This window comes from Brucella sp. H1_1004 (genome assembly GCF_047308065.1).
GTDB lineage: Bacteria > Pseudomonadota > Alphaproteobacteria > Rhizobiales > Rhizobiaceae > Brucella > Brucella pseudogrignonensis_B.
Window position 1 is genome coordinate 1,600,482 of sequence record NZ_JAYKZA010000002.1, and the last position, 22,569, is coordinate 1,623,050.

Here is a 22,569-nt window from a genome sequence, read left to right on the forward strand (position 1 = left end):
GCAGAGTGTTTTATGGCGCAAGGATCAAAGATTCGAACACCCTAAATTCATCTCTCATAATCGTCGTGAATGGTTAATGCTTTATTGTCATCGCTATTAAAGCTGGCAAATTTAGCGAGAATAAAAAGCTTTCTAGCTACGATCCTTTAACTTTACAGCCTTATCGCCATTTAATCGAGCGATATCGCCAATAAAGTCGCCAACACCGGGGCGTTTTTCTGCATTAAACGGGAAGGGTCGAACCACATCCATAGCGGCAATGCCGATCCGCGCGGTCATCAGACCGTTGACCACGCCTTCGCCGAGCTTTGCCGAAAGGCGCGACGCAAGCCCATGTCCGATGAGTTGCTGAATAACGCTATCGCCCATGGCAATCGTGCCTGTGACTGCCAGATGTGCCACAACGCGACGAGCCAACTTGAGAAAGCCAAGCGTTCCCGGTCGCCCACCATAGAGCTGTGAAAGCCGGCGTATGAGACGCGCTGATTCAAAAATTACATAGCCAATATCAACAAGCGCACGCGGGCTGATAGCCGTGACAATCGAAACGCGCTTCGACGCATTGAGGATCAGCGCACGTGCTTCACGGTCCAGCGGTCGCAGGATTTCCGTTTCGGCAAGGCGAATGAGATTCCGCCCGTCAATGATTTCTTCCGTGAGACCATCCAGCATTTGCCGACCGCGTGCGGTTTCCGGCAAGCTTGCCGCGATGCCGCGCAACTCATCGACCGCTTTTCGCGCTGCTGCCATATCATCGCGATCAGCTGCATCTGCTGCATGTTTTCGCAAGTGCTGCACCGAAGCCAGTCGCCGAAGAGCCATCAACTCGCGCGCAATAATTGCCACAAATGCTGCAAGCGCCACCATCGCCACGCCAAGCGCTGTCCAACCAAGCCAATCAGCGCGTGAGAACAGCGCCTGGATGAGATCTTCAATCCAAATACCAATGGCAAAGGACGTGAGAACACCCAGCGCACCGAACAAGACCTTGCTCAAAGACCAGCGACTTCGTGGTGGCGCTTCAAAGGCCGGATCCAGAATCTCAAGCTCGTCAGCTTCTTCTTCACTCAGCGCAAAAACGTCAACGTCTGGTACGACTTTCTCAAGATCAGTAACGGCGCGCGGGCGGCGCGGTGTTTCTGCTGCGACACCCTTTTCCGCAGGCTGCTGAACGCTAAAGGCCGCTGGTTTACGTGGAGGTTGCTCACTCATGCCAGACGATCTCCAATCAGAAACTGCAATGCACGATCAAGCCGGATATACGGCAGCGAAAGCGTGATACCTTCCGCCGTGCGTTCAAGGCGCGGCGGGCGAAAACGGACGAAGCGAATTGCAGGATCATCACTCGAAAGCGATGGTTCGAATATTACATTAGGATTTTTTGGTAAATCACCGGGAAATATAGCAGTTTCTGTTTCACCATCAAAGATTTCACCATCGATCCGCTCCCCCTTGAGTGGCGTTCCGATGATAACTGGCAGCGTGTCCTTGCCTTCTTTAACCGTTGCTTCGCGAGTGGCGCGAACAGCAGCCATAGCCAGAACCTCAATGTCGGCACCAGAAAAATCTGCTCGCTCAATCGCGCGTTCGACCAGGCGCCGAACAATGGCTTGCAAGCGGTCATGGCTTTCGTGATGCAGATGATCGGCCTTCGTGGCGGCCACCAGAATACGACCAATGCGGCGCTGAATAACCCCCGTCAGCAAATTCGCACGACCGGGGCGGAAGCAGGACATGATGTCGGTCAGTGCTCGTTCAAGATCGGCAACAACAGCGCCACCAGCATTCATAGCTTGCATGGCGTCAATCAGGATGATCTGGCGATCAAGACGCGCGATATGCTCGCGAAAAAACGGCTTTACGATATGTGTTTTATAGGACTCATAACGGCGTTCCATCATTGCAGCCAGACTGCCGTTTTTGAAATCTTCCAGCTGCAGATCAGGCAATGGCGCGAATGTGAGGGCAGGTGAACCATCCATATCACCCGGCATCAGGAAACGCCCCGGAGGAAGCGTCGATAATGCCCGCTCATCAGCCTTACCGGCACGCAAATAGGCAGTAAAACTCTTCGCGAGGCGCTGTGCAGTGAGTTCATCAGCATTATCGGAAGGTGTGACAGTGTGGGCTTCAGCAATCCACTCCTGAGCCAGATCCTTATGCGTTGGTTCATTTGCGAGCGCAAAGGAATCGGCGCTGAACTCACGATAGGTCTTGCCGAGTAAAGGCAGGTCGAGCAGCCATTCACCCGGATAGTCGACAATATCGACAGAAAGTTTTCCCGGTGAAAGCCAGCGCCCCCATGCCGATGCAGTTTCGTATTCAATTGTCAGGCGAAGCTGCGATATGGCACGCGTAGAATCCGGCCAGATGCGATCATCAAGTAGCGCTGAAAGATGTTCTTCATACTGAAAACGCGGCACAGCGTCATCTGGTTGTGGCTCAAGCTGCGAGCGCGATATGCGGCCTGACTTATAAGCTTCGAATAGCGGCAGACGACCGCCATGCACCATGTTATGCACAAGAGCCGTGATGAAAACGGTTTTGCCCGCGCGGGACAGACCAGTGACACCAAGCCTAAGCGAAGGAGACATCAGGCCGGTTGCCCGATCGGTCAACGTGTCGAGTGCGATCCGTGCTTCATCGCCGAGACTGGTCAGTTTTACCAATTGTGCCCTCGTAAAAATTGCGCCATGTCAAATCCATAGATAGGAACTTGTGAGGCATATCAACAAGGCGTCAGCAATATCGTTGTGCTATGCATTCAGCGTGGAACTAGAAAACTTTCCAGGAAACCCTGCTTCTGCGCAATCTCTGACAATGGTCCATCAAATGTGAATGTTGCGAGTGCAGCTCTGGGAAAGCCTGCCTCAAGCCTTGCCACGCTATGCGGATCACCATCACCTGTCAGCGCCAGTGCAAGATCCTCGATACTCGGATTGTGCCCGACCAGCATTAATTTGTTGGAACTCGAATTATTCATTATAGCCTGCAAATATTCACCAGCCCCACCGCTATAAATGGTCTGATCAATGACCGTCTCAACATCAATACCAAGTCGCTCGACTAATCCAAACGCCGTTTCGCGGGTTCTGGAAGAAGCGGATAAAATAATCCTGTCTGGAAGCGATCCAGATGATTTCATCACATTTGCGAGCCCGTCCAATGAAGCTATGCCTTCTTCATCCAGCGATCTGTCAAAGTCCTTCATGGCTGGTTTTGGCCAGATTGCTTTGGCATGTCGAAGAAGAAAGAGGCGACTCATTATGGAATCCCGTGCAAACTTTGAGGAGGATCGAACACATTTCATGCCACAATTGCTTCGAAATAGGGATAGGATTTCCAATTTCAGCCAATTTTTATATTAAGAGAATTAATATGCACAGGTAGTTTTGCTTCAATATTGGGCATAAGATTGATCAAGGATTGTCCTGTTGCGGTAATTATGTTTCGTAAAGAGTTCTAAGACTGCTGTTTTGAAGCGTTTTACAAAAATAAATGCGAATTTTTTACATTTTTAATTTTAGTCGCTTATAAATTCATCACAATCACATAATTTTGATGAACTAAAAAATAGCTCGCAGCGTGTGTTTAATGTTGTGTCATCGATGTGATCGACTTATATACCGCACGCGTCTCCTAGATGTGGGGTAATTCAGAATGAGTGAATTGATCGACCTTGACTATAGGCCCACTGAAGACGAGCCGTTCATGAATGAACGGCAGAAGTCTTACTTCCGTGGAAAGCTTATTGCATGGAGGAATGATATTCTGCGCGAAGCGCGCGAAACTCTCGACGCGTTACAGCAGGAAAATGCAAACCACCCGGACCTGGCGGATAGGGCATCCTCCGAAACGGATCGGGCCATTGAACTTCGCGCACGTGACAGACAGCGCAAACTGATTTCCAAAATCGATTCAGCCATTGGCCGTATTGACGAGGGGACCTACGGTTTTTGTGAGGAGACCGGCGATCCAATCAGTTTGAAACGTTTGGATGCACGACCAATCGCAACGCTTTCCATTGAAGCACAAGAGCGCCACGAGCGCCGCGAAAAGGTTTATCGCGACGATTGATTTATTTCAGTCGAACAGAAATTTTTAAGGCTGCGTTTTCGCAGCCTTTTTTCTTTGGCTTATAGGTCAAACGCAAAGGGCGTCAGCATTTCTGCCGACGCCCTTTTTCAGATCACGTATTTAATCAGAACTTACGGGTTTCATCGCTGGTGAGTTCACCGAGCAGTTTTTCCATTTCGTCCTCAATGCTGTCATCCGGCTTGTTGCCATTTGGAGAAATGTCGAGCGAGCCAAGTAACTCTTCCTCGAAAATATCGATTTCAAGCATTTCCGGTTCTTTGTTACCTGCAATATCGCCGCCATCTGTCGCAAGATCAGCCATAATGGCGTCGTGCAGCGCGCCACCAATATCCCCCAGGTCGTCTTCAAACTGCGGTTCTGGCTCTGAAGCAATGACGACAAATGGTTCTTCTTTAGCTGTTGAGACAATTGGCTCTGGTTCAGTTTTGAACGCCGGCGCAATTGTTGCAGCCGGGCTAACCTCAGGTGCAGCAACCAGTGGAATCGTCGCCTGTTCATTGGCTGGCGTGACGTTACCAAGGTTGGCAGCTGCAACGCTCGCAGCAGCGGCAGCACTGGCTGCGGACGTTGAACTAAGAACGCCGCGGGAAACCTGACTGAGTGGATAGGCCGGGTGCAGACGCGGCGACTGCGGCTGCTCAGACGGACGTGCGGCTGGAAGAACAGTGCGCGGCTGCGGCGGATAATTAGGAGCTGGGCGAGGCGGCTGTGGACGCGCTGGAGCTTCAACCTTTTGCGGAGCGTGTGGGGCAACTGGGGTTACAGGCGGTGCTACCGGAAGACGCGGAGGTGCACGAAACTGCTGGGCTTCAGGAGCAATCTGCTGAACTGGTTCAGGTTTGCGCTGGGTAACCGGTTCAATTGGAGAATTGAGCTGAATGGCTTCGTCTTTTTCAACAACTTGAGCAACAGGTTGAGCAAGTGCTGGACGCTCGGCCACGTCCGATGTAACGCTCGCTTCGTGTTGACGGAAGCGCTCAATGTGTTCAGGCTCGATACGGGATGATTGCAAACGCGGATTTGCACGGGCTTCCATGACAATGTTTTGCTCAACAACAACATCATTTGGGCCACCGATCAGCAGAAGGTGCTCGACATCATCGCGGCGGATCAGAACCAGCTTACGGCGCCCATCAACAGCTGCTGCATCCATCACCGAGAGCCTTGGCTGGCGACCTGTTCGTCCGCTCGTGGAAAAACCACTGCCACTGAAGCGCCGGATAATGCTCAGAACAACGAAAATTCCGCCAAGAATGATCGCAAAAATGAGGATGAAGCCGATAATATTTGCAGCACTTTCCCCAACAAGACCGCTGAGCCATTCTTTCATGCGGGTAACCCTCTCATACTAAAACCAATACTATCCGTGACGGAAACCACAATTCCCCGCGCCTAAACCCCAAGCCACAAATCACGGACAACGCATTTCTTATGCAACACTAATTCAATTTATCTCACTTGGGAATGTTCCATCCATTTGGCTGAAACATATGATCCCCAGCCAAAACAGTGCAAAACGCGCCATTCCACGCTGATTTAAGGTCTGCAAGCTTGTGCTACCGGGCGATTAACGCATTCTGCGAATCGTATATACCCTGCAATATGCGTCAAAATCTGGCACAAGATATAAAGCTGGAAAATGAAGCAGGGAACGTGATTGGTTTTGCTTGATGAATAAGATAGCGCTTAAGCTGAAACAAAAAGCAGCGGGACGATTTGCGGCCCTTGTAGTTCAGCTAAACAGCATGAAAGGGCAGTGGGCCTGATGTCGCGACCGACGGACAATAATTATCCGAAACCGCTCGTCATGCCGAAGCGTGGCTCAAGTTCAGCTTTGCGGCTCCTGATCATCGGCATTGTGCTGACGGTTGCAGCAATCGTCTATTTCGTGTTTCGCGATAAACTTGGCGATGGATTTGCTATCGTATTGATGGGCATTCTGTCGATGATCGGCGTGTTCTATCTTTTTGGCGCTGCAACCGGATTGATCGAGTTCAGTCAACGCCATGGCCAGCGGGATCTTGAGCATCGTTTTATGGATACAATGCCGGAAGGTACCGTCATTTCAGATGCGCGTGGCCAGATCGTCTATGCAAACAACGCTTATGCCGGAATGACAGGTGTAGCGGAGGCCGACGGCGTGCGCTCGCTCGATAATATTCTGACAAGCGAACCGGCCGCGTCTGACGCAATCTATCGTCTGACAAATGCCGTCCGCGATGGATTGTCAGCGCAAGAAGAAGTACGCATTTCTGGTGGTCTTTCGCGGGATGGTCAAGGATCCGCATCGCCGGTCTGGTATCGTATCAAAGCACGTCCGGTTGACGGCGGACAGGACTATAAAGGTCAGCTCGTCGCCTGGCAGATTGCTGACATTTCGGATGAACGCGCAGAACAAGAGCGTTTCTTTCAGGAACTGCAGGAAGCGATCAATCACCTCGATCATGCTCCTGCGGGATTTTTCTCGGCTGACCCTTCAGGCCGCATCATCTATCTCAATGCGACGCTTGCTGAATGGCTTGGCGTTGATCTAACACAATTCACGCCGGGCTCGCTTACGTTGAAAGACATTGTCGCGGGCAGCGGCATGGCGCTCATCAAGGCCGTCAAGGCAGAGCCGGGCACCAGTCGCAACACCGTGATTGATCTTGATCTTATCAAGCGCAACGGTCAGAGCCTTGCGGTGCGTTTTTATCACCGTGTTCAGGCTGCACGAGATGGCACGCGTGGCACAAGCCGCACAATTGTTCTGGATCGCGCCGAGGGCGAAGATTCATCCGCCGCACTTCGTTCTGCCGAAGTGCGCTTCACGCGCTTTTTCAACTCGGCTCCAATGGCCATTGCTGCCGTTGATGCGCAAGGCCATACGCTGCGCACCAATGCACGCTTCCTCGATATTTTTGCGCCTGTGGTTGATCGCGATGCGGTCGATAACCGTGTGAAGCTTGAAAATGTCGTGCATGAGCGTGACCGCGAAACCTTCAATAAGGCGCTTGCGGCGGCTTTCGCTGGGCAGGCTAGTATTTCGCCCGTTGATACAGTGCTTCCGGGCAATGAAGATCGTCACATCCGCTTTTACCTCAGCGCTGTTACCGATCTTGGCGAAACCAGCGAAGAAGCAGCGATTATTTCTGCCGTGGAAACCACCGAGCAGAAAGCGCTCGAAAATCAGATGGCACAAAGCCAGAAGATGCAGGCAGTCGGCCAGTTGGCTGGCGGTATCGCGCACGATTTCAACAACGTGTTGACTGCGATCATCATGTCGTCAGATCTGCTGTTGAGCAATTATCGCGCGTCTGATCCGTCCTTCCCGGATGTTATGAACATCAAGCAGAATGCCAACCGTGCTGCATCACTTGTACGGCAGTTGCTGGCTTTCTCACGTCGCCAGACGCTACGTCCAGAGGTTCTCGATCTGACCGATGTGTTGGCTGATTTGCGTATGCTGTTGGCCCGTCTGGTGGGCAAGGATATTGCACTTAAGATCGAGCATGGACGCGATGTCTGGCCAGTGAAGGCTGACCTTGGTCAGTTCGAGCAGGTTGCAGTCAATCTGGCTGTTAACGCGCGTGACGCAATGCCAGAGGGTGGCGAAATCACGCTGCGCACACGCAACGTCACAGCGTCGGAATCAGCTAAACTCAATTATCGCGAATTGCCCGAAGCCGATTATGTTGTTTTTGAAGTGGAGGACAGCGGAACCGGTATTCCAGCCGATGTGCTCGAAAAAATCTTCGAGCCGTTCTTCACCACCAAGGAAGTCGGCAAGGGCACAGGTCTTGGCCTTTCAATGGTCTATGGCATCATCAAGCAGACTGGCGGCTTCATCTATTGCGATTCAGAAGTCGGCAAAGGCACAACCTTCAAAATCTTCCTGCCACGCCATATCGAAGAAAAAGGCGCAGACAATGCGCCTGTCGCGGTCAAGGAAAAGAAGGTCGAAAAGGCTGCAGATCTTTCCGGCTCCGCAACGGTACTTCTGGTTGAAGACGAAGATGCGGTGCGTATGGGCGGCGTGCGTGCGTTGCAATCGCGTGGCTATACCGTGCACGAAGCAGCATCCGGCGTTGAAGCGCTTGAAGTGCTGGAAGAACTCAATGGCCAAGTCGATATTGTTGTCTCTGACGTTGTAATGCCAGAAATGGACGGACCAACACTCTTGCGTGAACTGCGCAAGACGCATCCGGACATCAAGTTCATCTTCGTTTCGGGTTATGCAGAAGATGCATTTGCGCGCAATCTTCCAGCGGATGCCAAGTTCGGTTTTCTGCCAAAACCATTCTCTCTCAAACAGTTAGCAACTACTGTTAAAGAAATGCTGGAAAAAGAGGATTGATGACAAAACGCCGTGCAGACAGCAATGCGTGAGCGCGAGATTGCAATTTTCGGCGGCGGTCCAGCAGGGCTGTTTGCCGCCGAACATTTGTCTAAACTTGGGCATTCCGTTACTGTATATGAGCAGATGCCAACCGTCGGGCGCAAGTTTCTGCTCGCTGGAAAATCCGGCCTCAACATCACCCATTCCGAAGATTTTGCTCAATTTGCACAGCGCTATGGTGCGAGCAATGAGCGCCTCCGGTCAGCTCTGGAACAGTTCACGCCGCAGAATTTGCGCGACTGGGCAGATGCGCTGGGTGCGGAAACCTTTGTTGGTTCATCCGGTCGTGTGTTTCCAAAAGCCATGAAAGCATCGCCGCTTTTACGCGCATGGATAAAGCGACTGGAAGCACAGGGCGTCAAAATTCTCACCCGCCATAAGTGGGCAGGTTTTGAGAATGGAAAGCCAGTCATCGAAACACCGACAGGTACAGAGGTCATAAGCTTTGACGCAGCACTGTTTGCCTTTGGCGGTGCAAGTTGGCCGAAACTTGGCTCTAATGGCGCTTGGGTTGAACTATTTGCGGAGCAGGGCATTCTGTCTGCTCCAATGCGCCCAGCCAATTGCGGCTTTGATGTAAACTGGAGCGTTTTTTTCGCCGAGCGTTTCGCAGGCGAGCCGCTTAAGTCTGTGACCATCACCAGCGATGCGGGTGTTACACAGGGTGAATTCGTGATCACACGCGGCGGCGTCGAAGGCAGTCTTGTCTATCCACATTCAAGCGCTTTGCGCGATGCGCTTGAACGCAAGGGCCATGTAAATCTCGTTCTCGATCTTGCGCCGGGTCGCACACTTGAACGCCTAACGCATGATCTATCGCGTCAGGATAAGAAGCTAAGTATTAGTAATCTATTGCGAAAGGGTGCGGGACTTACGGGCGTAAAAGCAGCCCTTGTTCTCGAGTTTCAGCGCGAAAAAGATCCGGTCAAGCTTGCGCAGTCCATTAAAGCACTTGCAATTCCGCTCGTTCGTCCGCGCCCGATTGATGAAGCCATATCCTCGGCTGGTGGCATAGAATGGAGTGAGATTGACGAGCATTATATGCTCACCAAATTGCCGGGCACGTTTGTCGCTGGCGAGATGATTGACTGGGAAGCGCCGACTGGCGGCTATCTTCTGACCGCGTGTTTTGCAACGGGCTTAGCGGCGGCGAACGGCATAGATAACTGGCTCGCGAAAGGCAGTTGATGAATCTCTTATGAAGAAGAAAATGCGATGCGCTTTTTGAAAGTTACGGGTTCCATTCTCCTTCTTGCTATTCTGGCCGTCATTCTATGGCTTGGTTTTCGCCCGCCTGAACTTCTTAAAGTTGGTACCGGCTATGCTGCCAAGATCGTCTGCTCGAATGTGTTTCTGGCCCATCGTGATCCGCAAGAAGTGCTGGCGCTTGATGTTCAGGCTCCCGGTCATCCTTTACTGAAATTTGTCGATGTTTCAGTCGATAATGCCACCGAGACAGTTACCTCCCATATTTTCGGTTTCTTTGCACCAAGCAAGGCCGTTTATCGTCCGGGACTTGGTTGCGCCAATGTGCACGACGTTGATCTGCGTCCTTCATTGAACCAGTCTATGGATGCGGCAGCCGCCATTGCAGATCTAAATATCAATCCGGCAATACAGAGTATTATTGAAAATCCAGCATTGGCCGGGCCGGGGATGCGCGCGATTGCCGTGTTGAAAGACGGCCAGATTATCGCCGAAACTTATGGGTCAGGCTTTGATGTCAACACGCCTTTGCTTGGCTGGTCGATGACGAAATCTGTTATGGCAACGCTGATTGGCATGCGCATTGCTGAAGGCAAAATGGATCTGCAGCGCGATCATCTTTTGCCAGAATGGAATGGTGACGACCGATCAAAAATCAGGCTTGCAGATTTGCTGGCAATGGAAAGCGGCCTCAAATTTGATGAGGATTATGGTAACGTAACCGACGTAACGCGGATGCTATTCCTCGAAAATAATATGACAGAATTTGCAGCGTCATTGCCGCTGGAAGCGCAGCCCGGCTCCAAATTCAACTATTCCAGCGGTACGGCCAACATTCTATCAAAGCTTTACATGGAAAGCTTCGATGCGCCCGAACAGGCGCTGACCTATGCGCAGACGACGCTTTTTGAACCATTAGGCATTGCAAGCGCCACGCTGGAGGCTGATGTCAGTGGCGTTCCTGTTGGCTCATCTTATCTTTATGCCAATGCGCAAGATTGGCTGTCTATCGCCCGTCTTCTGCTCGATAGCGGCAAAGTGGGCGACAAACAGCTTCTAAGCGAAGATTTCATTCGCCTGATGCAAACGCCATCCCAAGCCTCTGATGGACGCTACGGATCAGCGCAGACATGGTTGCACATGGCAGGCGTTAAAGCTGGAACAGAAGGCATTCCGGCAGATTCCTTCTGGATGTCGGGCCATGACGGTCAAAGCCTGATCATTGTTCCATCCATGAACCTCGCCATTGTTCGCCTTGGGCTCACGCCATCACGTACTGGATATAAGGTTCCTGAACTTCAGGCATCTATCATCAAGGCTTTGCAGAAGGCGGAGTGAGGTCCACAAGATTGAGCTTGCGGAAATCGCCGCCGCTTGGGTTCTGGAATGGATAAAGACCAAATTCCGGCATAACCGCATAAAGATGATCGAAAATATCGGACTGGATCTGCTCATAAGATGCCCAGACGGTCGTGTTGGTGAAGCAATAAACTTCAAGCGGTAAACCATCCGGTGTCGGGTCCATCTGGCGCACAAGCAGTGTCATGCCCTTGTGAACGTTAGGGTGATTCCGCAGATAGGTTTCGACATAGGCACGGAACGTGCCGATATTCGTAAACCGGCGCGTATTGACCGGATTTTTTGCCTTATCGCCAAGCTTGGCATTCCAAACAGCGATTTCTTTTTCTTTCTTTGACAGATAGCCCGTAAGTTGATCGATGGAAGCCAGATTATGAAGTTCATCTTCGCTCAAAAAGCGGATGGTTGCCTGATCAATGAAAAGCGCGCGTTTAATGCGGCGGCCACCCGATTGCTGCATTCCCCGATAGTTTTTCATCGGCTCGGTTATGAGCTTGCGGATCGGAATTGTCGTGATCGTTTTATCGAAATTCTGAACCTTGACCGTATAAAGCGCAATCTCCACCACGTCGCCATTGGCATCAAGATTCTTCATCTCGATCCAGTCGCCGACCCGCACCATGTTCGACGAGGCAATCTGCATACTGGCGACGAGTGAGAGCAGTGTATCCTGAAAAACCAGAATAAGCACCGCAGCCATTGCACCTACACCTGACAGCAAGATCACAGGCGAGCGATCCAGCAGCGTTGCAATGATCAGCACCACCGCGATGAGGTAAATCACCAGCTTGCTGACCTGTACATAGCCCTTGATCGGTCGATCTTTTGACTCTTCACGGCGGCTATACAGCGTGTCGACGACGCTCAGCGCCGCACTAACGGTAAAGGCCAGCGTCAGGATGATGAAGGCAATGGCAACATTGCTGATTACTTTTAGTGCAGTCGGGGGAAGCTCTGGCACAGCCGCAACCCCCGTTGCAATAATCAGCGCGGGAACAATGTTGGCCAAATGCGCAATGACGCCGTGTTGTTTGAGTTCCTCATCCTGACCAAAAGCAGTTTTCTGAACAATCCGGTCGAGAACTTTAAGCAATATCGCTTTGATAAGAAAATTTGCCACAAAGGCTGCCAGGAAAAGACCTGTAAGGGCTGCAAGAGTCTGCGCCCATGGGTGGGCAATAAAAAATTCCGACAATCGATTTTCCCGAATAGCTTGGTGATTTTTACGAGTCCTACGTGTGCGTTCCGCTGAAATCAACCTTTCGGCCTCATTTCAAAGAAAATCCCGGCCAGTGGCCGGGACTTTTGGTCGCCGTGCAAGCAATATTTCTCTTTATTGCGCTGGCGCAGCAGGGGCAGCTGGTGCCGGAGCAGGATCAGCCATGGGAGCCGGGGAGGCTGGATCGGCTGCTGGTGTATTTGTTGCTCCCGCTGCTGCTGGATCAGCGACGCCGTCAACAAACAACACAGAGCGATCAAAGGCAGGGGCCTCAGTTAATTGATCCTTGGTGGCCTTGATCACCAGCCATTTTTTACCGTCACTCCGTGTTGCAAGCTGCAATTGGTCTGGGCTTACGGCCACATCCTTTTGACCAACGCCCAGGAAGCCACCAACACCGATCACTGCGGCCTGAACTTCACCATCGGGACTCACGATCAGATCATTGAGATTACCTACTGAGGCTGCATCGGCTGCGTCACTTTCATAGACGGTCTGTCCAATGAAGGTTGACACAAGCAACTGACCATCCTTCGCTTCAACAAACCCAATCTTTTCAGATTCTGCAGCGGGCGGACTACCAAACATATTCTGGGAAGAAACCGGAAGCTCTGCTGAAGCAGGCGCCGATTCAGTTGGTGCTGGAGACGCTGTCTGGGCAAAAGCCGAACCACTAATTAGCAGCGCACATGTCGTTGTCAGCAGTGTTGTTCTAAGCATAATCATCTCCTTTGTTCAATTTGTTCCATTAGTTGAACGTAGAGATGCGAATAGGGTTCCAATTTTTAATATGATTTTTTTCAGAGTTGTGTCGGTTAAGAAAAACAATTCAAATGTACCAAAACAAAACAGGCCGGAATTATCCGGCCTGTTATTTATATTCAATTGAACTTCAGATTAACTGCAACCGCTCGTAGAGCCACAGGTGTCACATTTCAAGCAAGTGCCATTGCGAACCATGGTAAAGTTCTGACATTCGGAGCAGCTATCCCCCGTATAACCCTGCATCATCGACTTGATACGACGGTCGGCCTCAAGCTTTTTAGCTGCACTGTTTGTCTCAGCTCGCGCAGATGCTGCATCAGCCGCTGCCTTGTCGGAGAACAATTCCGTTGCCGCGACATTATCCTGCTGCGGTGCAGTTGCTGGCTGTTGTTCAAACTCACGTTTCAGCGCAGTCGCCCCATCCGTTGCCAGGCCAACAGTTGCCGAGCGCGTCGCAGACGCTTTCAGCGTGGTAACATTGGAGCCCTGCGGTGCCGATGTGACCGAACCCTTTGACTCAATGCCGGTCTGTGTGTTCGACACGAGCGTTGGCTTGTAGCCGCGGGTCCAGCCTGTAGAAACGAGATTGGTCTTGCCTTCCTGAATACCCTTGCCAAGTGCGGTGTTCGAGAAATCACTCGTATCGACATGCGCAAGGTCGTTGCGGCCAAGATAAGACACAGCCAGTTCACGGAACACATAGTCGATGATCGATGTTGCTGTCTTGATTGCATCGTTACCGATGACCATGCCAGCAGGCTCGAACTTGGTGAAAGTGAAAGCTTCGACATATTCTTCGAGCGGTACGCCATATTGCAGACCAAGCGACACGGCGATGGCGAAGTTGTTCATCATCGCACGGAAAGCGGCGCCTTCCTTGTGCATATCGATGAAGATTTCGCCCAAGCGACCATTACCAAATTCACCTGTACGCAGGTAAACCTTGTGGCCGCCAACAACAGCCTTCTGCGTGTAGCCCTGGCGACGATTCGGCAGTTTTTCACGCTCATGAACGATCTTTTCGATGACCTTCTCGACAACGCGTTCTGTGATCTGAACAGCGCGTGCAGCAGCAGGCGCTTCGATCAAAGCTTCAACTGCATCATCTTCGTCTTCATCATCGGAGATCAGTGATGCATTGAGCGGCTGCGAAAGCTTGGAGCCGTCGCGATAAAGCGCATTGGCTTTCAGTGCCAGCTTCCAGGAAAGCAAGTAAGCACTCTTACAATCTTCAACAGTTGCTTCGTTTGGCATGTTGATGGTTTTCGAGATCGCACCCGAAATAAACGGCTGTGCCGCTGCCATCATCCAAATATGGCTTTCTACCGATAGATAACGCTTGCCGATCTTGCCACAAGGATTGGCGCAATCAAACACGGCATAATGCTCTTCTTTAAGGAAAGGAGCACCTTCAAGGGTCATCGCACCGCAAACATGAACATTTGCTGCTTCGATTTCCTTTTTGCCAAAGCCAATTGCTGGCAGCATTTCAAACGAGAAGTCGTTGAGCTGCTCATCGGTCAGCTTCAAGACGTCTTTGCAGAAATCTTCGCCGAGTGTCCACTTATTGAAAGCAAACTTGATGTCGAAAGCGCTTTTGAGAGCAGCATTCAGTGCTTCAATCTTCTCATCTGTAAGGCCCTTAGCTTTCAGTGTCGAAGGATTGACGCCCGGTGCCTGATTAAGGTTGCCATGACCGACAGCATAGGCTTCGATTTCAGCAATCTGGCTTTCAGAATAGCCGAGGGTGCGCAGCGCTTCAGGAACGGCACGGTTGATGATTTTGAAATAGCCGCCGCCAGCAAGTTTCTTGAACTTTACCAGTGCGAAATCAGGCTCAATACCTGTGGTATCGCAATCCATGACGAGGCCAATCGTGCCAGTCGGCGCGATAACGGTTGCCTGTGCATTGCGGTAGCCGTGTTTTTCACCAAGTTCCAGCGCCTTGTCCCATACAGCACGTGCGCGGATGATCATGTTCTGATCAGGGCAATCTTCAGCAATCAGACCAACCGGATTAACGGCCAGGCCTTCATAACCGTCATTTTCGCCATAAGCGGCGCGACGATGATTGCGAATAACGCGCAGCATGCTTTGAGCATTTGGTTCATAACTTGGGAATGCGCCAAGTTCCTTGGCCATTTCCGCAGATGTGGCATAGGAAACGCCGGTCATGATTGCAGTTAACGCACCGCAGATCGCACGACCTTCGTCGGAGTCATATGGGATACCGGATGTCATCAGCAGGCCGCCAATATTGGCGAAGCCCAAACCAAGCGTGCGATATTCATAGGAGAGGCGGGCGATTTCCTTGGAAGGGAACTGCGCCATCATCACCGAAATTTCGAGAACCATCGTCCAAAGACGTGCTGTGTGCTCGTAAGCTTCAATGTCGAACGAGCCCTCCTTGTTGCGATAAGTCAGCAGGTTTATCGATGCCAGATTACAAGCTGTGTCATCAAGGAACATATATTCCGAACACGGATTGGACGCGCGAATTGGACCAGCTGCAGGGCAGGTGTGCCAATCATTCATTGTGGTGTTGAAATGGAGACCCGGATCAGCCGATGCCCATGCCGCATAACCAATTTTTTCCCAAAGATCGCGGGCCTTGAGCGTCTTCATCACGCTTCCATCACGACGCGCGGTCAGGTTCCAGTCGCCGTCATTTTCAACAGCGCGCAGGAACTCATCCTTGAGCGACACGGAGTTGTTGGAGTTCTGACCGGAAACAGTCAGGTAGGCTTCTGAGTCCCAATCGGTGTCATAGGTCTTGAATTCAATGTCCGTATAACCCTGACGCGCAAACTGAATAACGCGCTTGACGTAATTTTCAGGAACCTGGTTTTTCTTAGCAGCTTTGATTTCGCGCTTGAGAACAGGGTTTTTCGATGCATCGAAGCAGTCATCATTATCGGCTTCGCAATTGACGCAAGCCTTCATGATTGCAGTTAGATGCTGCTTGACGATCTTGGAGCCGGTGACGAGAGCGGCAACTTTCTGCTCTTCCTTCACCTTCCAGTCGATATATTCTTCAATATCCGGGTGATCGACATCAACAACCACCATCTTGGCGGCCCGTCGTGTTGTGCCACCCGACTTAATCGCGCCCGCTGCACGGTCGCCGATCTTGAGAAAGCTCATCAGGCCGGAAGACTTACCGCCGCCAGACAATTTTTCGCCAGCGCCACGCAGATGAGAGAAGTTAGAGCCAGTGCCGGAACCATATTTGAACAGACGTGCTTCACGAACCCAAAGGTCCATGATGCCGCCTTCGTTTACCAGATCGTCGCCAACCGACTGAATGAAACAGGCATGTGGCTGTGGATGCTCGTAAGCGGACTTGGATTTGGTCAGCTTGCCGGTCTGCCAGTCGACATAGAAATGACCCTGACCCGGACCGTCGATGCCATAGGCCCAATGAAGACCCGTGTTGAACCATTGCGGGCTGTTCGGTGCCACGCGTTGCGTCGCCAGCATATAAGCCAGTTCATCGCGGAAAGCGCGCGCGTCTTCTTCAGAATTGAAATAGCCGCCTTTCCAGCCCCAATAGGTCCATGTTCCTGCGAGGCGATCGAAAACCTGACAGCCGTCCATCTCGGAGCCATAACGCTCTTCTTCTGGTAGCTTTGCAAGAGCATCTTCATCCGGGATAGAACGCCAGAGCCACGATGGGACATCGTTCTCTTCAACTTTTTTCAAGCGGGCAGGGACACCGGCTTTGCGGAAATATTTCTGCGCGAGAATATCGGCTGCTACCTGGCTGAACTGTGCCGGAACATTGATGCCTTCAAGGCGAAACACCACCGAACCATCGGGATTCTTGATCTCGCTCGTCGCTGTGCGAAATTCAATCTCCGCATAAGCTGACTGGTTTTCTTTCGTAAAACGGCGTTCGATCTTCATCTGTCCCATCCAAACGTTCTATATATAGTGTCAGAGCTGATCACTTTCAGCCCTGGTTCAGCCTTGGCACACCTGCCGCAACTAGCGTCTTGCATATTCGTTCCGAAGGTCCTCCCAGTGCGGGAGGGCAATCTTATCGAGGAGCAAGCTCCTCAAGAATTCTCTCAATCAAATGCCCTAGTCAGCGCACTATCATCGTTCCAGCCATGGGGCCAGTTTTACGTAGATTCATACATGCTCTCGGATAAGAATTTGCTTATCTGGTATGTTATCATGATTGAAAATACTAAATCTAGTATTAATCTAACATCGACACCAATAAACCGGAATCTTCCCGCCAAGCTAAGTATTTGAAATTTAGACGCAAAAAATTTCGTTCGATAAACGTATTTTCAACGCTACGCCCGTAATTCGACCGACTAAATTGAAGAAAAGACCGACATAATTTTACACTCGGCCACGCTACTCACGCAACGACAGTTTCATAAAAAACGACTCGGACATGAGCGTCAAGCATTGGTTTACCATAAGGCTTACGCCGCTAGATATTGTGATCGAGCGTTGGGGGAGAATGTGGATAACGGGGAGAATGACAGATATATGAAGGTCAGCTCAAATAATGGTGTGACACATGCCAATTAGCAACACTGGCCATTGTATTGATGGACGATCTGACAAAACAGCGGCTTATCGCGCTGTTGCAGCCATCATTCCGCAGCAATAGTCGTGAGCGCTCCATCAAAACCCAAAAGAATGCGCTTAAGGTCGACTTCATCCACACGTTCCGCTGCTTGACGTGGGGAAACCCACTCACAGATACGCTGCTCACGCTCCGGCCAGTCCTTCGCACGTTCAACAAGGTGCAAAGCATAAACTGCAACCGTAAACTGATTGATGCATTCAGGCGGAAGATCGTTTTTACAATAGTCAAAGCTGCCAATCGGATGAGATGATATCTCCCCACGCACGCCAGCCTCTTCATAAGCTTCACGTGCAGCCGTCTCGGCAAGTGTACGACCCACTTGGGGCCAGCCCTTAGGGATGACCCAGCGACCGGTTCCACGACTGGTGATAACAAGAACTTGCCGTTCCTCTGCTTCATAGCGGTAAACAAGAGCCGCAACTTGCTGCAAACGGCCAGAAGGCGTCAAAATACGCTTTTCCGTCGCAACAAATTTTTTAGCCTGTGTTTTCACCGCGAAAGTCCCACCATTTTCAAAACAGAATGGATTGATTCGCCAAAATGACAATGGATTTGTTTAACAGGGGTCCACGATAAGAAGCATAAAATGCTTTTATTTTTAAGACCTTGCTGAAATTAGTAAACGTAACACTGTAGCTAAATAGCTTGAAGTCACGCCTCCATCCAATTTTGGCAGACTTTCAATATAGTGCGATTGCGGTTGTTTTACCACCGCAATCGACTTTCATTTATTTTCGTTTAGCCTCGTTTGGCGCCAGCAATTGGTTCCTGATAGGTGAATCCCATATCCCATGGGAAATAGATCCACGTATCCTGCGAGACTTCTGTCACGAAAGTATCGACCAGCGGACGACCTTTCGGCTTTGCGTAAACGGTTGCAAAATGTGCCTTCGGCATCATTTCGCGCACGATGGCTGCGGTTTTGCCAGTGTCCGTCAGGTCATCAACGACAATTACGCCTTCTCCGCCATTTTCAAGAAGCGGAGTGCTTATCCCTTTGAGAATCTCCATTTCACCCTGCGATGTATAATCGTGATAGGATGCAACGCAGACCGTTTCGATCAAGCGAATGCCAAGTTCGCGACAAACAATAGCTGCAGGAACCAAACCGCCCCGCGTAATAGCGACGATAGCGCGCCATTCCTGATTCATATCGGCGATACGCCAGGCGAGCGCACGGGCATCACGGTGGAACTGATCCCAGGAAACGGGAAAGGCTTTATCAGGCAACGACATCGGAACGCTCCATGGAAAATCCGCGAGTTTCACTCCGGATTTGTCAAACCAAAAATGCGCGATGACGGGTGCCACTCGCGCTGAACTGTTTGGATCTGCTGCTTTCCCTGATGCGCGCACAGCATTTCATATGCATGCTGCCCAAGAAGAAAAGGCTCTCCGCCCGGCACAGTCAGCGCCGGGTGATGCTGATAACCGCAAAATGACCTTTTACGCAAGAGCGGCGTGAGGTCGAACGTTCTCCCAATATTAAAAATATAGCGCCAGACTGCATGAAGCAGCCCGACGCTATGGATATTTTTAACGTGAGAACAGCGTTAAGATGGGTAGGTCGTTTAACATTGAACGGGTAACACCACCAAAAACCAGTTCGCGCAATCGCGAATGGCTATATGCACCCATCACCAAAAGATCGGTGCGGTGCGCGATAATATGCTCCCGAAGCACGTCCTGCGCATTGCGGCTGTTGGATACGAGCGGTGTAAGGGTAACATCGACCGCATGACGCGACAAGGCTTCGGCCAGTTCACTCCCAGCAAGGGCGTCGTCTTCACCCTCGCGCTCTGGTGGATCAATCCAAACCAGCTCTGTTCGGCTTGCTTGTTTCATTAAAGGCAAAGCGTCAAAAGCAGCGCGTGCTGCTTCACGCTTGCCGTTGAATGCAACCACGATGCGATCAATGGCCTCCATCGCAACAACGGGCGCATGAGGCACCAACAGCACAGGACAGCTGGAATTAAACACGAGCGTATCGGCTGTTTCATCATTGGTCGCCGGATCATCTGGATCTGGCTGACCTGCCACCAACAATTCTGCACCGAGACATGATGTCAATACACCGTCTGCAGCCGTTCCTGTTTCAGAGCGTGTGATGCGAAACTCATGATTGCTTCCCTGACGACGCATTTCTTCTTCGAACTGCGTTTTCAGACTCTCTGATATTTCTTTGTGCTGCTTATCATGCAGCTCAAACATGCCCGGATCGATAAAACCATTTGGGTCGGCATAAACGACCGGCGAGGGAACAGAATAAAGGCCGATAACATGAATATCTGGCGTTCTGCGCGTCAGAAGAGCAACTGCGGATAACACCCGCTTCAGTTCGGCTTCGCTGCGGGAATAGGCTACGACCGTTTTGTAGGACATATCAGATCTCCTTCCGGCTATACTCTTATTTTAACATATGGCGCAGTGTAAGCTTAGGTAAAGTTTGAACCTTTACGCTGCACCTTGTTCTTGCAGTGTCGCAATCATTGCTTCGATTGCAGCAACCGCCACGTCTATTTTTGCTTCATCACTGCCACGAACCACCAGTTCAGTGCTGAAACGACCGTTTTCAAATTTTGGATATGATCCGATTATTGTTTCCGGGTTTTCTTTCTGAATTGCGGTCAGGGGTGTGCCGATCACACCTTCACCAAATGGACAGCGCACTGCTTTGGATAAAAGCTTACGGCCCGTTTTCAGCGTGGGCAAAACATTGTCGAGCATTGCTTGAAACACTGACGGCACACCTGCCATCACGTAAACATTGCCGATATGAAAGCCGGGCGCAGCAGATATCGGGTTATCGATATGTTCTGATCCCTGCGGCATACGCGCCATGCGTTTACGCGAATCCGTGAATTCAAGTTCGCGCCTCGCGTAATTGTCAGCCAGCAGCTTCATGGCCTTATCGTCATAGATGCACGGCACTTCAAAAGCGCGGGATACGGCATCGGCAGTAATATCGTCATGGGTCGGTCCAATGCCGCCCGAGGTGAAAACATAGTCATAACCGGGGCGTAAAGCATTGAGCGCTGTAACGATGGCGTCTTCATCATCAGGAACGATACGAACCTCTTTGAGATCAATGCCGGCAGCCGTCATCACATCGGCCAGATGGCCGATATTTTTATCTTTGGTGCGCCCTGAGAGAAGTTCATCGCCAATAGCAAGCATTGCAGCCGTTACGGCCTGCTGCGGGGTATTCGTCATGCCCAGACTCCATTCTGTATCGACATAGTTAATCCCTGGCAGACGAAAGCTGCAACTGATTTTCTGTGTTTTTCAAATTGGAGACCCCGCATACGATTGATTGTTATCAATATCGCTTTTATTCAACAGAATCGTTGCGGGCTATTTTCTAAATTTTTTCCACTGTTATCAAAACCAGTTGTTACAACCGCTCAAAACCGCTTGAATTTGCTTCACAAATCATGACATAGAAGGTCTCAGCTGCGGTCGTGGCGAAATTGGTATACGCAACGGACTTAAAATCCGTCGCCTTTTAGGCTTGCGGGTTCAAGTCCCGCCGACCGCACCATCTGCCCCTTGGTAAAATATAACTACTATACTCATGTTTCGTGTTTCAAGCTTGTTTGCGGCACGAAAGGCATGTAGCCATGCGCAAATATCTTTATGGATGCAGAAAGCCGACCAATGAACGCCTTCGTTAAAGCCGTAGCTCAAGCTGAAACTGCCATGCGTGCGCTCTTTCCAGAGACACCGTTGCAGCTCAATGACTATCTTTCACGTAAATATGGCGCAGAGATTTGGCTCAAGCGTGAAGATTTGACGCCGGTACGCTCTTATAAAATACGCGGTGCTTTCAATTTCATTTCGCGCGCAGTGAAGACAACGAACGAAAATGCAGTTTTTGTCTGTGCTTCGGCTGGCAATCACGCACAGGGCTTTGCCTTCGCCTGTCGGCATTTTGGCCGTAAGGGCGTTGTGTTCATGCCCGTGACGACGCCGCAGCAGAAAATCGACAAGACACGCGCTTTTGGTGCGGAATTTATCGAAATCAAACTCGTCGGCGATATTTTCGACGTCTGCTATGCCGCTTCACAGGAATATGCAGCAGAAAACAGCGGCGTTATGGTGCCGCCATTTGATCATCAGGGCATCATAGAAGGGCAGGCGACTGTTGCGCTCGAAATCGAACGTCAATTGCCTGATGGCAAGAAGCCAGATTTCGTATTTCTGCCAGTTGGCGGTGGTGGCTTGTCTGCAGGTGTGACGCAGTATTTCGATGGGATTGGCCGGAAAGCGTCTTATCGCTTTGTTGAACCACAAGGTGCTTCAAGCCTTAAAGGTAGCCTTGAAGCAGGCAAGCGGATTAAACTTTCACAGGTTGATAATTTCGTCGATGGCGCAGCCGTTGCTGAAATTGGCAAAGAAAACTTCAAGCTTCTCAAAGGCTTCGATAAGGGGGCTGTGATCACGGTTCCAGAAAACCGCCTGTGCTCCACAATGGTTGAAATGCTCAATATTGAAGGCGTTGTGCTTGAGCCGGCCGGGGCGCTCGGGATTGATGCGCTCAAGGATTTTAAGAAAAGCGAGCTTAAAGGCAAGCGTATTGTTATCGTCGTATCGGGCGGCAATTTCGATTTTGAACGCCTGCCGGACGTCAAAGAACGTGCGCTCCGCTATGAAGGCTTGAAGAAATATTTCATTTTCCGCTTCCCGCAGCGTCCCGGTGCGCTGCGTTCGTTCCTCGACCTGCTTGGACCAGAAGACGACGTTGCCCGCTTCGAATATCTGAAGAAATCTGCGCGTAATTTTGGTTCTGTGCTGATTGGCATTGAAACTAAGAATGCTGGAAATTTCAAAATTCTTGAAAAGAAGTTTGCGGAAGCGGGCTGGGCTTATCAGGATATTACAGACAATCAGGTGCTTGCAGATTTCATCATCTGATAGAGCTAAAGATAAAATTCA

General features: G+C 50.8%; 16 protein-coding genes and 1 tRNA gene. 6 read left to right on the forward strand and 11 right to left on the reverse strand.

Going from position 1 to position 22,569, the window contains the following annotated elements; all coding sequences use genetic code 11:
• Positions 1 to 132 precede the first annotated feature (132 nt).
• From U2P60_RS15150 to U2P60_RS15160, 3 genes are all read right to left on the reverse strand, one after another.
• Positions 133 to 1,212: a YcjF family protein gene (locus U2P60_RS15150; protein WP_413573235.1), complete on the reverse strand. Its 1,080-nt coding sequence runs from the start codon at positions 1,210 to 1,212 to the stop codon at positions 133 to 135.
• A complete protein-coding gene (locus U2P60_RS15155) occupies positions 1,209 to 2,669 on the reverse strand; it encodes a YcjX family protein (protein WP_413573236.1) in 1,461 nt (486 codons plus the stop codon). Before U2P60_RS15155 ends, U2P60_RS15150 begins: the two co-directional genes overlap by 4 nt.
• A gap of 95 nt (positions 2,670 to 2,764) precedes the next feature.
• Positions 2,765 to 3,265: a SixA phosphatase family protein gene (locus tag U2P60_RS15160; RefSeq protein ID WP_413573237.1), complete on the reverse strand. Its 501-nt coding sequence runs from the start codon at positions 3,263 to 3,265 to the stop codon at positions 2,765 to 2,767.
• Positions 3,266 to 3,660: 395 nt separating this feature from the next.
• Here U2P60_RS15160 and dksA point away from each other — a divergent pair, with 395 nt between their 5' ends.
• Positions 3,661 to 4,077, forward strand: a complete 417-nt coding sequence (gene dksA / locus U2P60_RS15165; RefSeq protein WP_250040726.1) for an RNA polymerase-binding protein DksA — start codon at positions 3,661 to 3,663, stop codon at positions 4,075 to 4,077.
• A 124-nt stretch (positions 4,078 to 4,201) separates the two neighbouring features.
• Here dksA and U2P60_RS15170 read toward each other — a convergent pair whose 3' ends face one another.
• On the reverse strand, positions 4,202 to 5,428 hold the full coding sequence (locus U2P60_RS15170; RefSeq protein WP_413573238.1) for a flagellar biosynthetic protein FliO: 1,227 nt from the start codon (positions 5,426 to 5,428) through the stop codon (positions 4,202 to 4,204).
• A 435-nt stretch (positions 5,429 to 5,863) separates the two neighbouring features.
• Here U2P60_RS15170 and cckA point away from each other — a divergent pair, with 435 nt between their 5' ends.
• From cckA to U2P60_RS15185, 3 genes are read left to right on the forward strand one after another with little or no spacing between them, the layout of a single operon-like run.
• A complete protein-coding gene (gene cckA / locus U2P60_RS15175; protein WP_413573239.1) occupies positions 5,864 to 8,434 on the forward strand; it encodes a cell cycle histidine kinase CckA in 2,571 nt (856 codons plus the stop codon).
• A gap of 24 nt (positions 8,435 to 8,458) precedes the next feature.
• Positions 8,459 to 9,664, forward strand: a complete 1,206-nt coding sequence (locus U2P60_RS15180) for a TIGR03862 family flavoprotein (RefSeq protein ID WP_413573240.1) — start codon at positions 8,459 to 8,461, stop codon at positions 9,662 to 9,664.
• A gap of 27 nt (positions 9,665 to 9,691) precedes the next feature.
• Positions 9,692 to 11,020 (forward strand): serine hydrolase domain-containing protein, encoded by a 1,329-nt coding sequence (locus U2P60_RS15185; protein ID WP_413573241.1) that lies wholly within the window; start codon positions 9,692 to 9,694, stop codon positions 11,018 to 11,020.
• Here the strand turns inward: U2P60_RS15185 and U2P60_RS15190 are convergent.
• The 7 genes from U2P60_RS15190 to U2P60_RS15220 all read right to left on the reverse strand — a co-directional run bounded on the left by U2P60_RS15190 (position 10,995) and on the right by U2P60_RS15220 (position 20,847).
• Positions 10,995 to 12,236 (reverse strand): mechanosensitive ion channel family protein, encoded by a 1,242-nt coding sequence (locus tag U2P60_RS15190; RefSeq protein ID WP_413573242.1) that lies wholly within the window; start codon positions 12,234 to 12,236, stop codon positions 10,995 to 10,997. The genes U2P60_RS15185 and U2P60_RS15190 overlap by 26 nt on opposite strands.
• A 138-nt stretch (positions 12,237 to 12,374) precedes the next feature.
• Positions 12,375 to 12,980: a PRC-barrel domain-containing protein gene (locus U2P60_RS15195; RefSeq protein ID WP_413573243.1), complete on the reverse strand. Its 606-nt coding sequence runs from the start codon at positions 12,978 to 12,980 to the stop codon at positions 12,375 to 12,377.
• 177 nt (positions 12,981 to 13,157) lie between these two features.
• A complete protein-coding gene (locus U2P60_RS15200) occupies positions 13,158 to 16,931 on the reverse strand; it encodes a vitamin B12-dependent ribonucleotide reductase (protein WP_413573244.1) in 3,774 nt (1,257 codons plus the stop codon).
• Between the two features lie 707 nt (positions 16,932 to 17,638).
• On the reverse strand, positions 17,639 to 18,127 hold the full coding sequence (locus U2P60_RS15205) for an NUDIX hydrolase (RefSeq protein ID WP_413573245.1): 489 nt from the start codon (positions 18,125 to 18,127) through the stop codon (positions 17,639 to 17,641).
• A gap of 245 nt (positions 18,128 to 18,372) precedes the next feature.
• Positions 18,373 to 18,870: a xanthine phosphoribosyltransferase gene (gene gpt / locus U2P60_RS15210; protein ID WP_313826507.1), complete on the reverse strand. Its 498-nt coding sequence runs from the start codon at positions 18,868 to 18,870 to the stop codon at positions 18,373 to 18,375.
• A gap of 300 nt (positions 18,871 to 19,170) precedes the next feature.
• Positions 19,171 to 20,016, reverse strand: a complete 846-nt coding sequence (locus tag U2P60_RS15215; protein ID WP_413573246.1) for a universal stress protein — start codon at positions 20,014 to 20,016, stop codon at positions 19,171 to 19,173.
• Positions 20,017 to 20,088: 72 nt separating this feature from the next.
• Entirely contained in the window at positions 20,089 to 20,847 is a 759-nt protein-coding gene (locus tag U2P60_RS15220; RefSeq protein WP_413573247.1) for a competence/damage-inducible protein A, read from the reverse strand.
• 242 nt (positions 20,848 to 21,089) lie between these two features.
• Here U2P60_RS15220 and U2P60_RS15225 point away from each other — a divergent pair.
• Positions 21,090 to 21,175 (forward strand) — tRNA-Leu (locus U2P60_RS15225).
• 116 nt (positions 21,176 to 21,291) lie between these two features.
• On the forward strand, positions 21,292 to 22,548 hold the full coding sequence (ilvA, locus tag U2P60_RS15230) for a threonine ammonia-lyase IlvA (RefSeq protein WP_413573248.1): 1,257 nt from the start codon (positions 21,292 to 21,294) through the stop codon (positions 22,546 to 22,548).
• Positions 22,549 to 22,569 lie beyond the last annotated feature (21 nt).

Coding starts and splice junctions, on each gene's coding strand:
- U2P60_RS15150 (WP_413573235.1), bottom strand. CDS start 1,212: ATGAGTGAGCAACCTCCACGTAAACCAGCGGCCTTTAGCGTTCAGCAG.
- U2P60_RS15160 (WP_413573237.1), bottom strand. CDS start 3,265: ATGAGTCGCCTCTTTCTTCTTCGACATGCCAAAGCAATCTGGCCAAAA.
- dksA (WP_250040726.1), top strand. CDS start 3,661: ATGAGTGAATTGATCGACCTTGACTATAGGCCCACTGAAGACGAGCCG.
- U2P60_RS15170 (WP_413573238.1), bottom strand. CDS start 5,428: ATGAAAGAATGGCTCAGCGGTCTTGTTGGGGAAAGTGCTGCAAATATT.
- cckA (WP_413573239.1), top strand. CDS start 5,864: ATGTCGCGACCGACGGACAATAATTATCCGAAACCGCTCGTCATGCCG.
- U2P60_RS15180 (WP_413573240.1), top strand. CDS start 8,459: ATGCGTGAGCGCGAGATTGCAATTTTCGGCGGCGGTCCAGCAGGGCTG.
- U2P60_RS15185 (WP_413573241.1), top strand. CDS start 9,692: ATGCGCTTTTTGAAAGTTACGGGTTCCATTCTCCTTCTTGCTATTCTG.
- U2P60_RS15195 (WP_413573243.1), bottom strand. CDS start 12,980: ATGCTTAGAACAACACTGCTGACAACGACATGTGCGCTGCTAATTAGT.
- U2P60_RS15200 (WP_413573244.1), bottom strand. CDS start 16,931: ATGAAGATCGAACGCCGTTTTACGAAAGAAAACCAGTCAGCTTATGCG.
- gpt (WP_313826507.1), bottom strand. CDS start 18,870: ATGTCGTTGCCTGATAAAGCCTTTCCCGTTTCCTGGGATCAGTTCCAC.
- U2P60_RS15215 (WP_413573246.1), bottom strand. CDS start 20,016: ATGTCCTACAAAACGGTCGTAGCCTATTCCCGCAGCGAAGCCGAACTG.
- U2P60_RS15220 (WP_413573247.1), bottom strand. CDS start 20,847: ATGACGAATACCCCGCAGCAGGCCGTAACGGCTGCAATGCTTGCTATT.
- ilvA (WP_413573248.1), top strand. CDS start 21,292: ATGAACGCCTTCGTTAAAGCCGTAGCTCAAGCTGAAACTGCCATGCGT.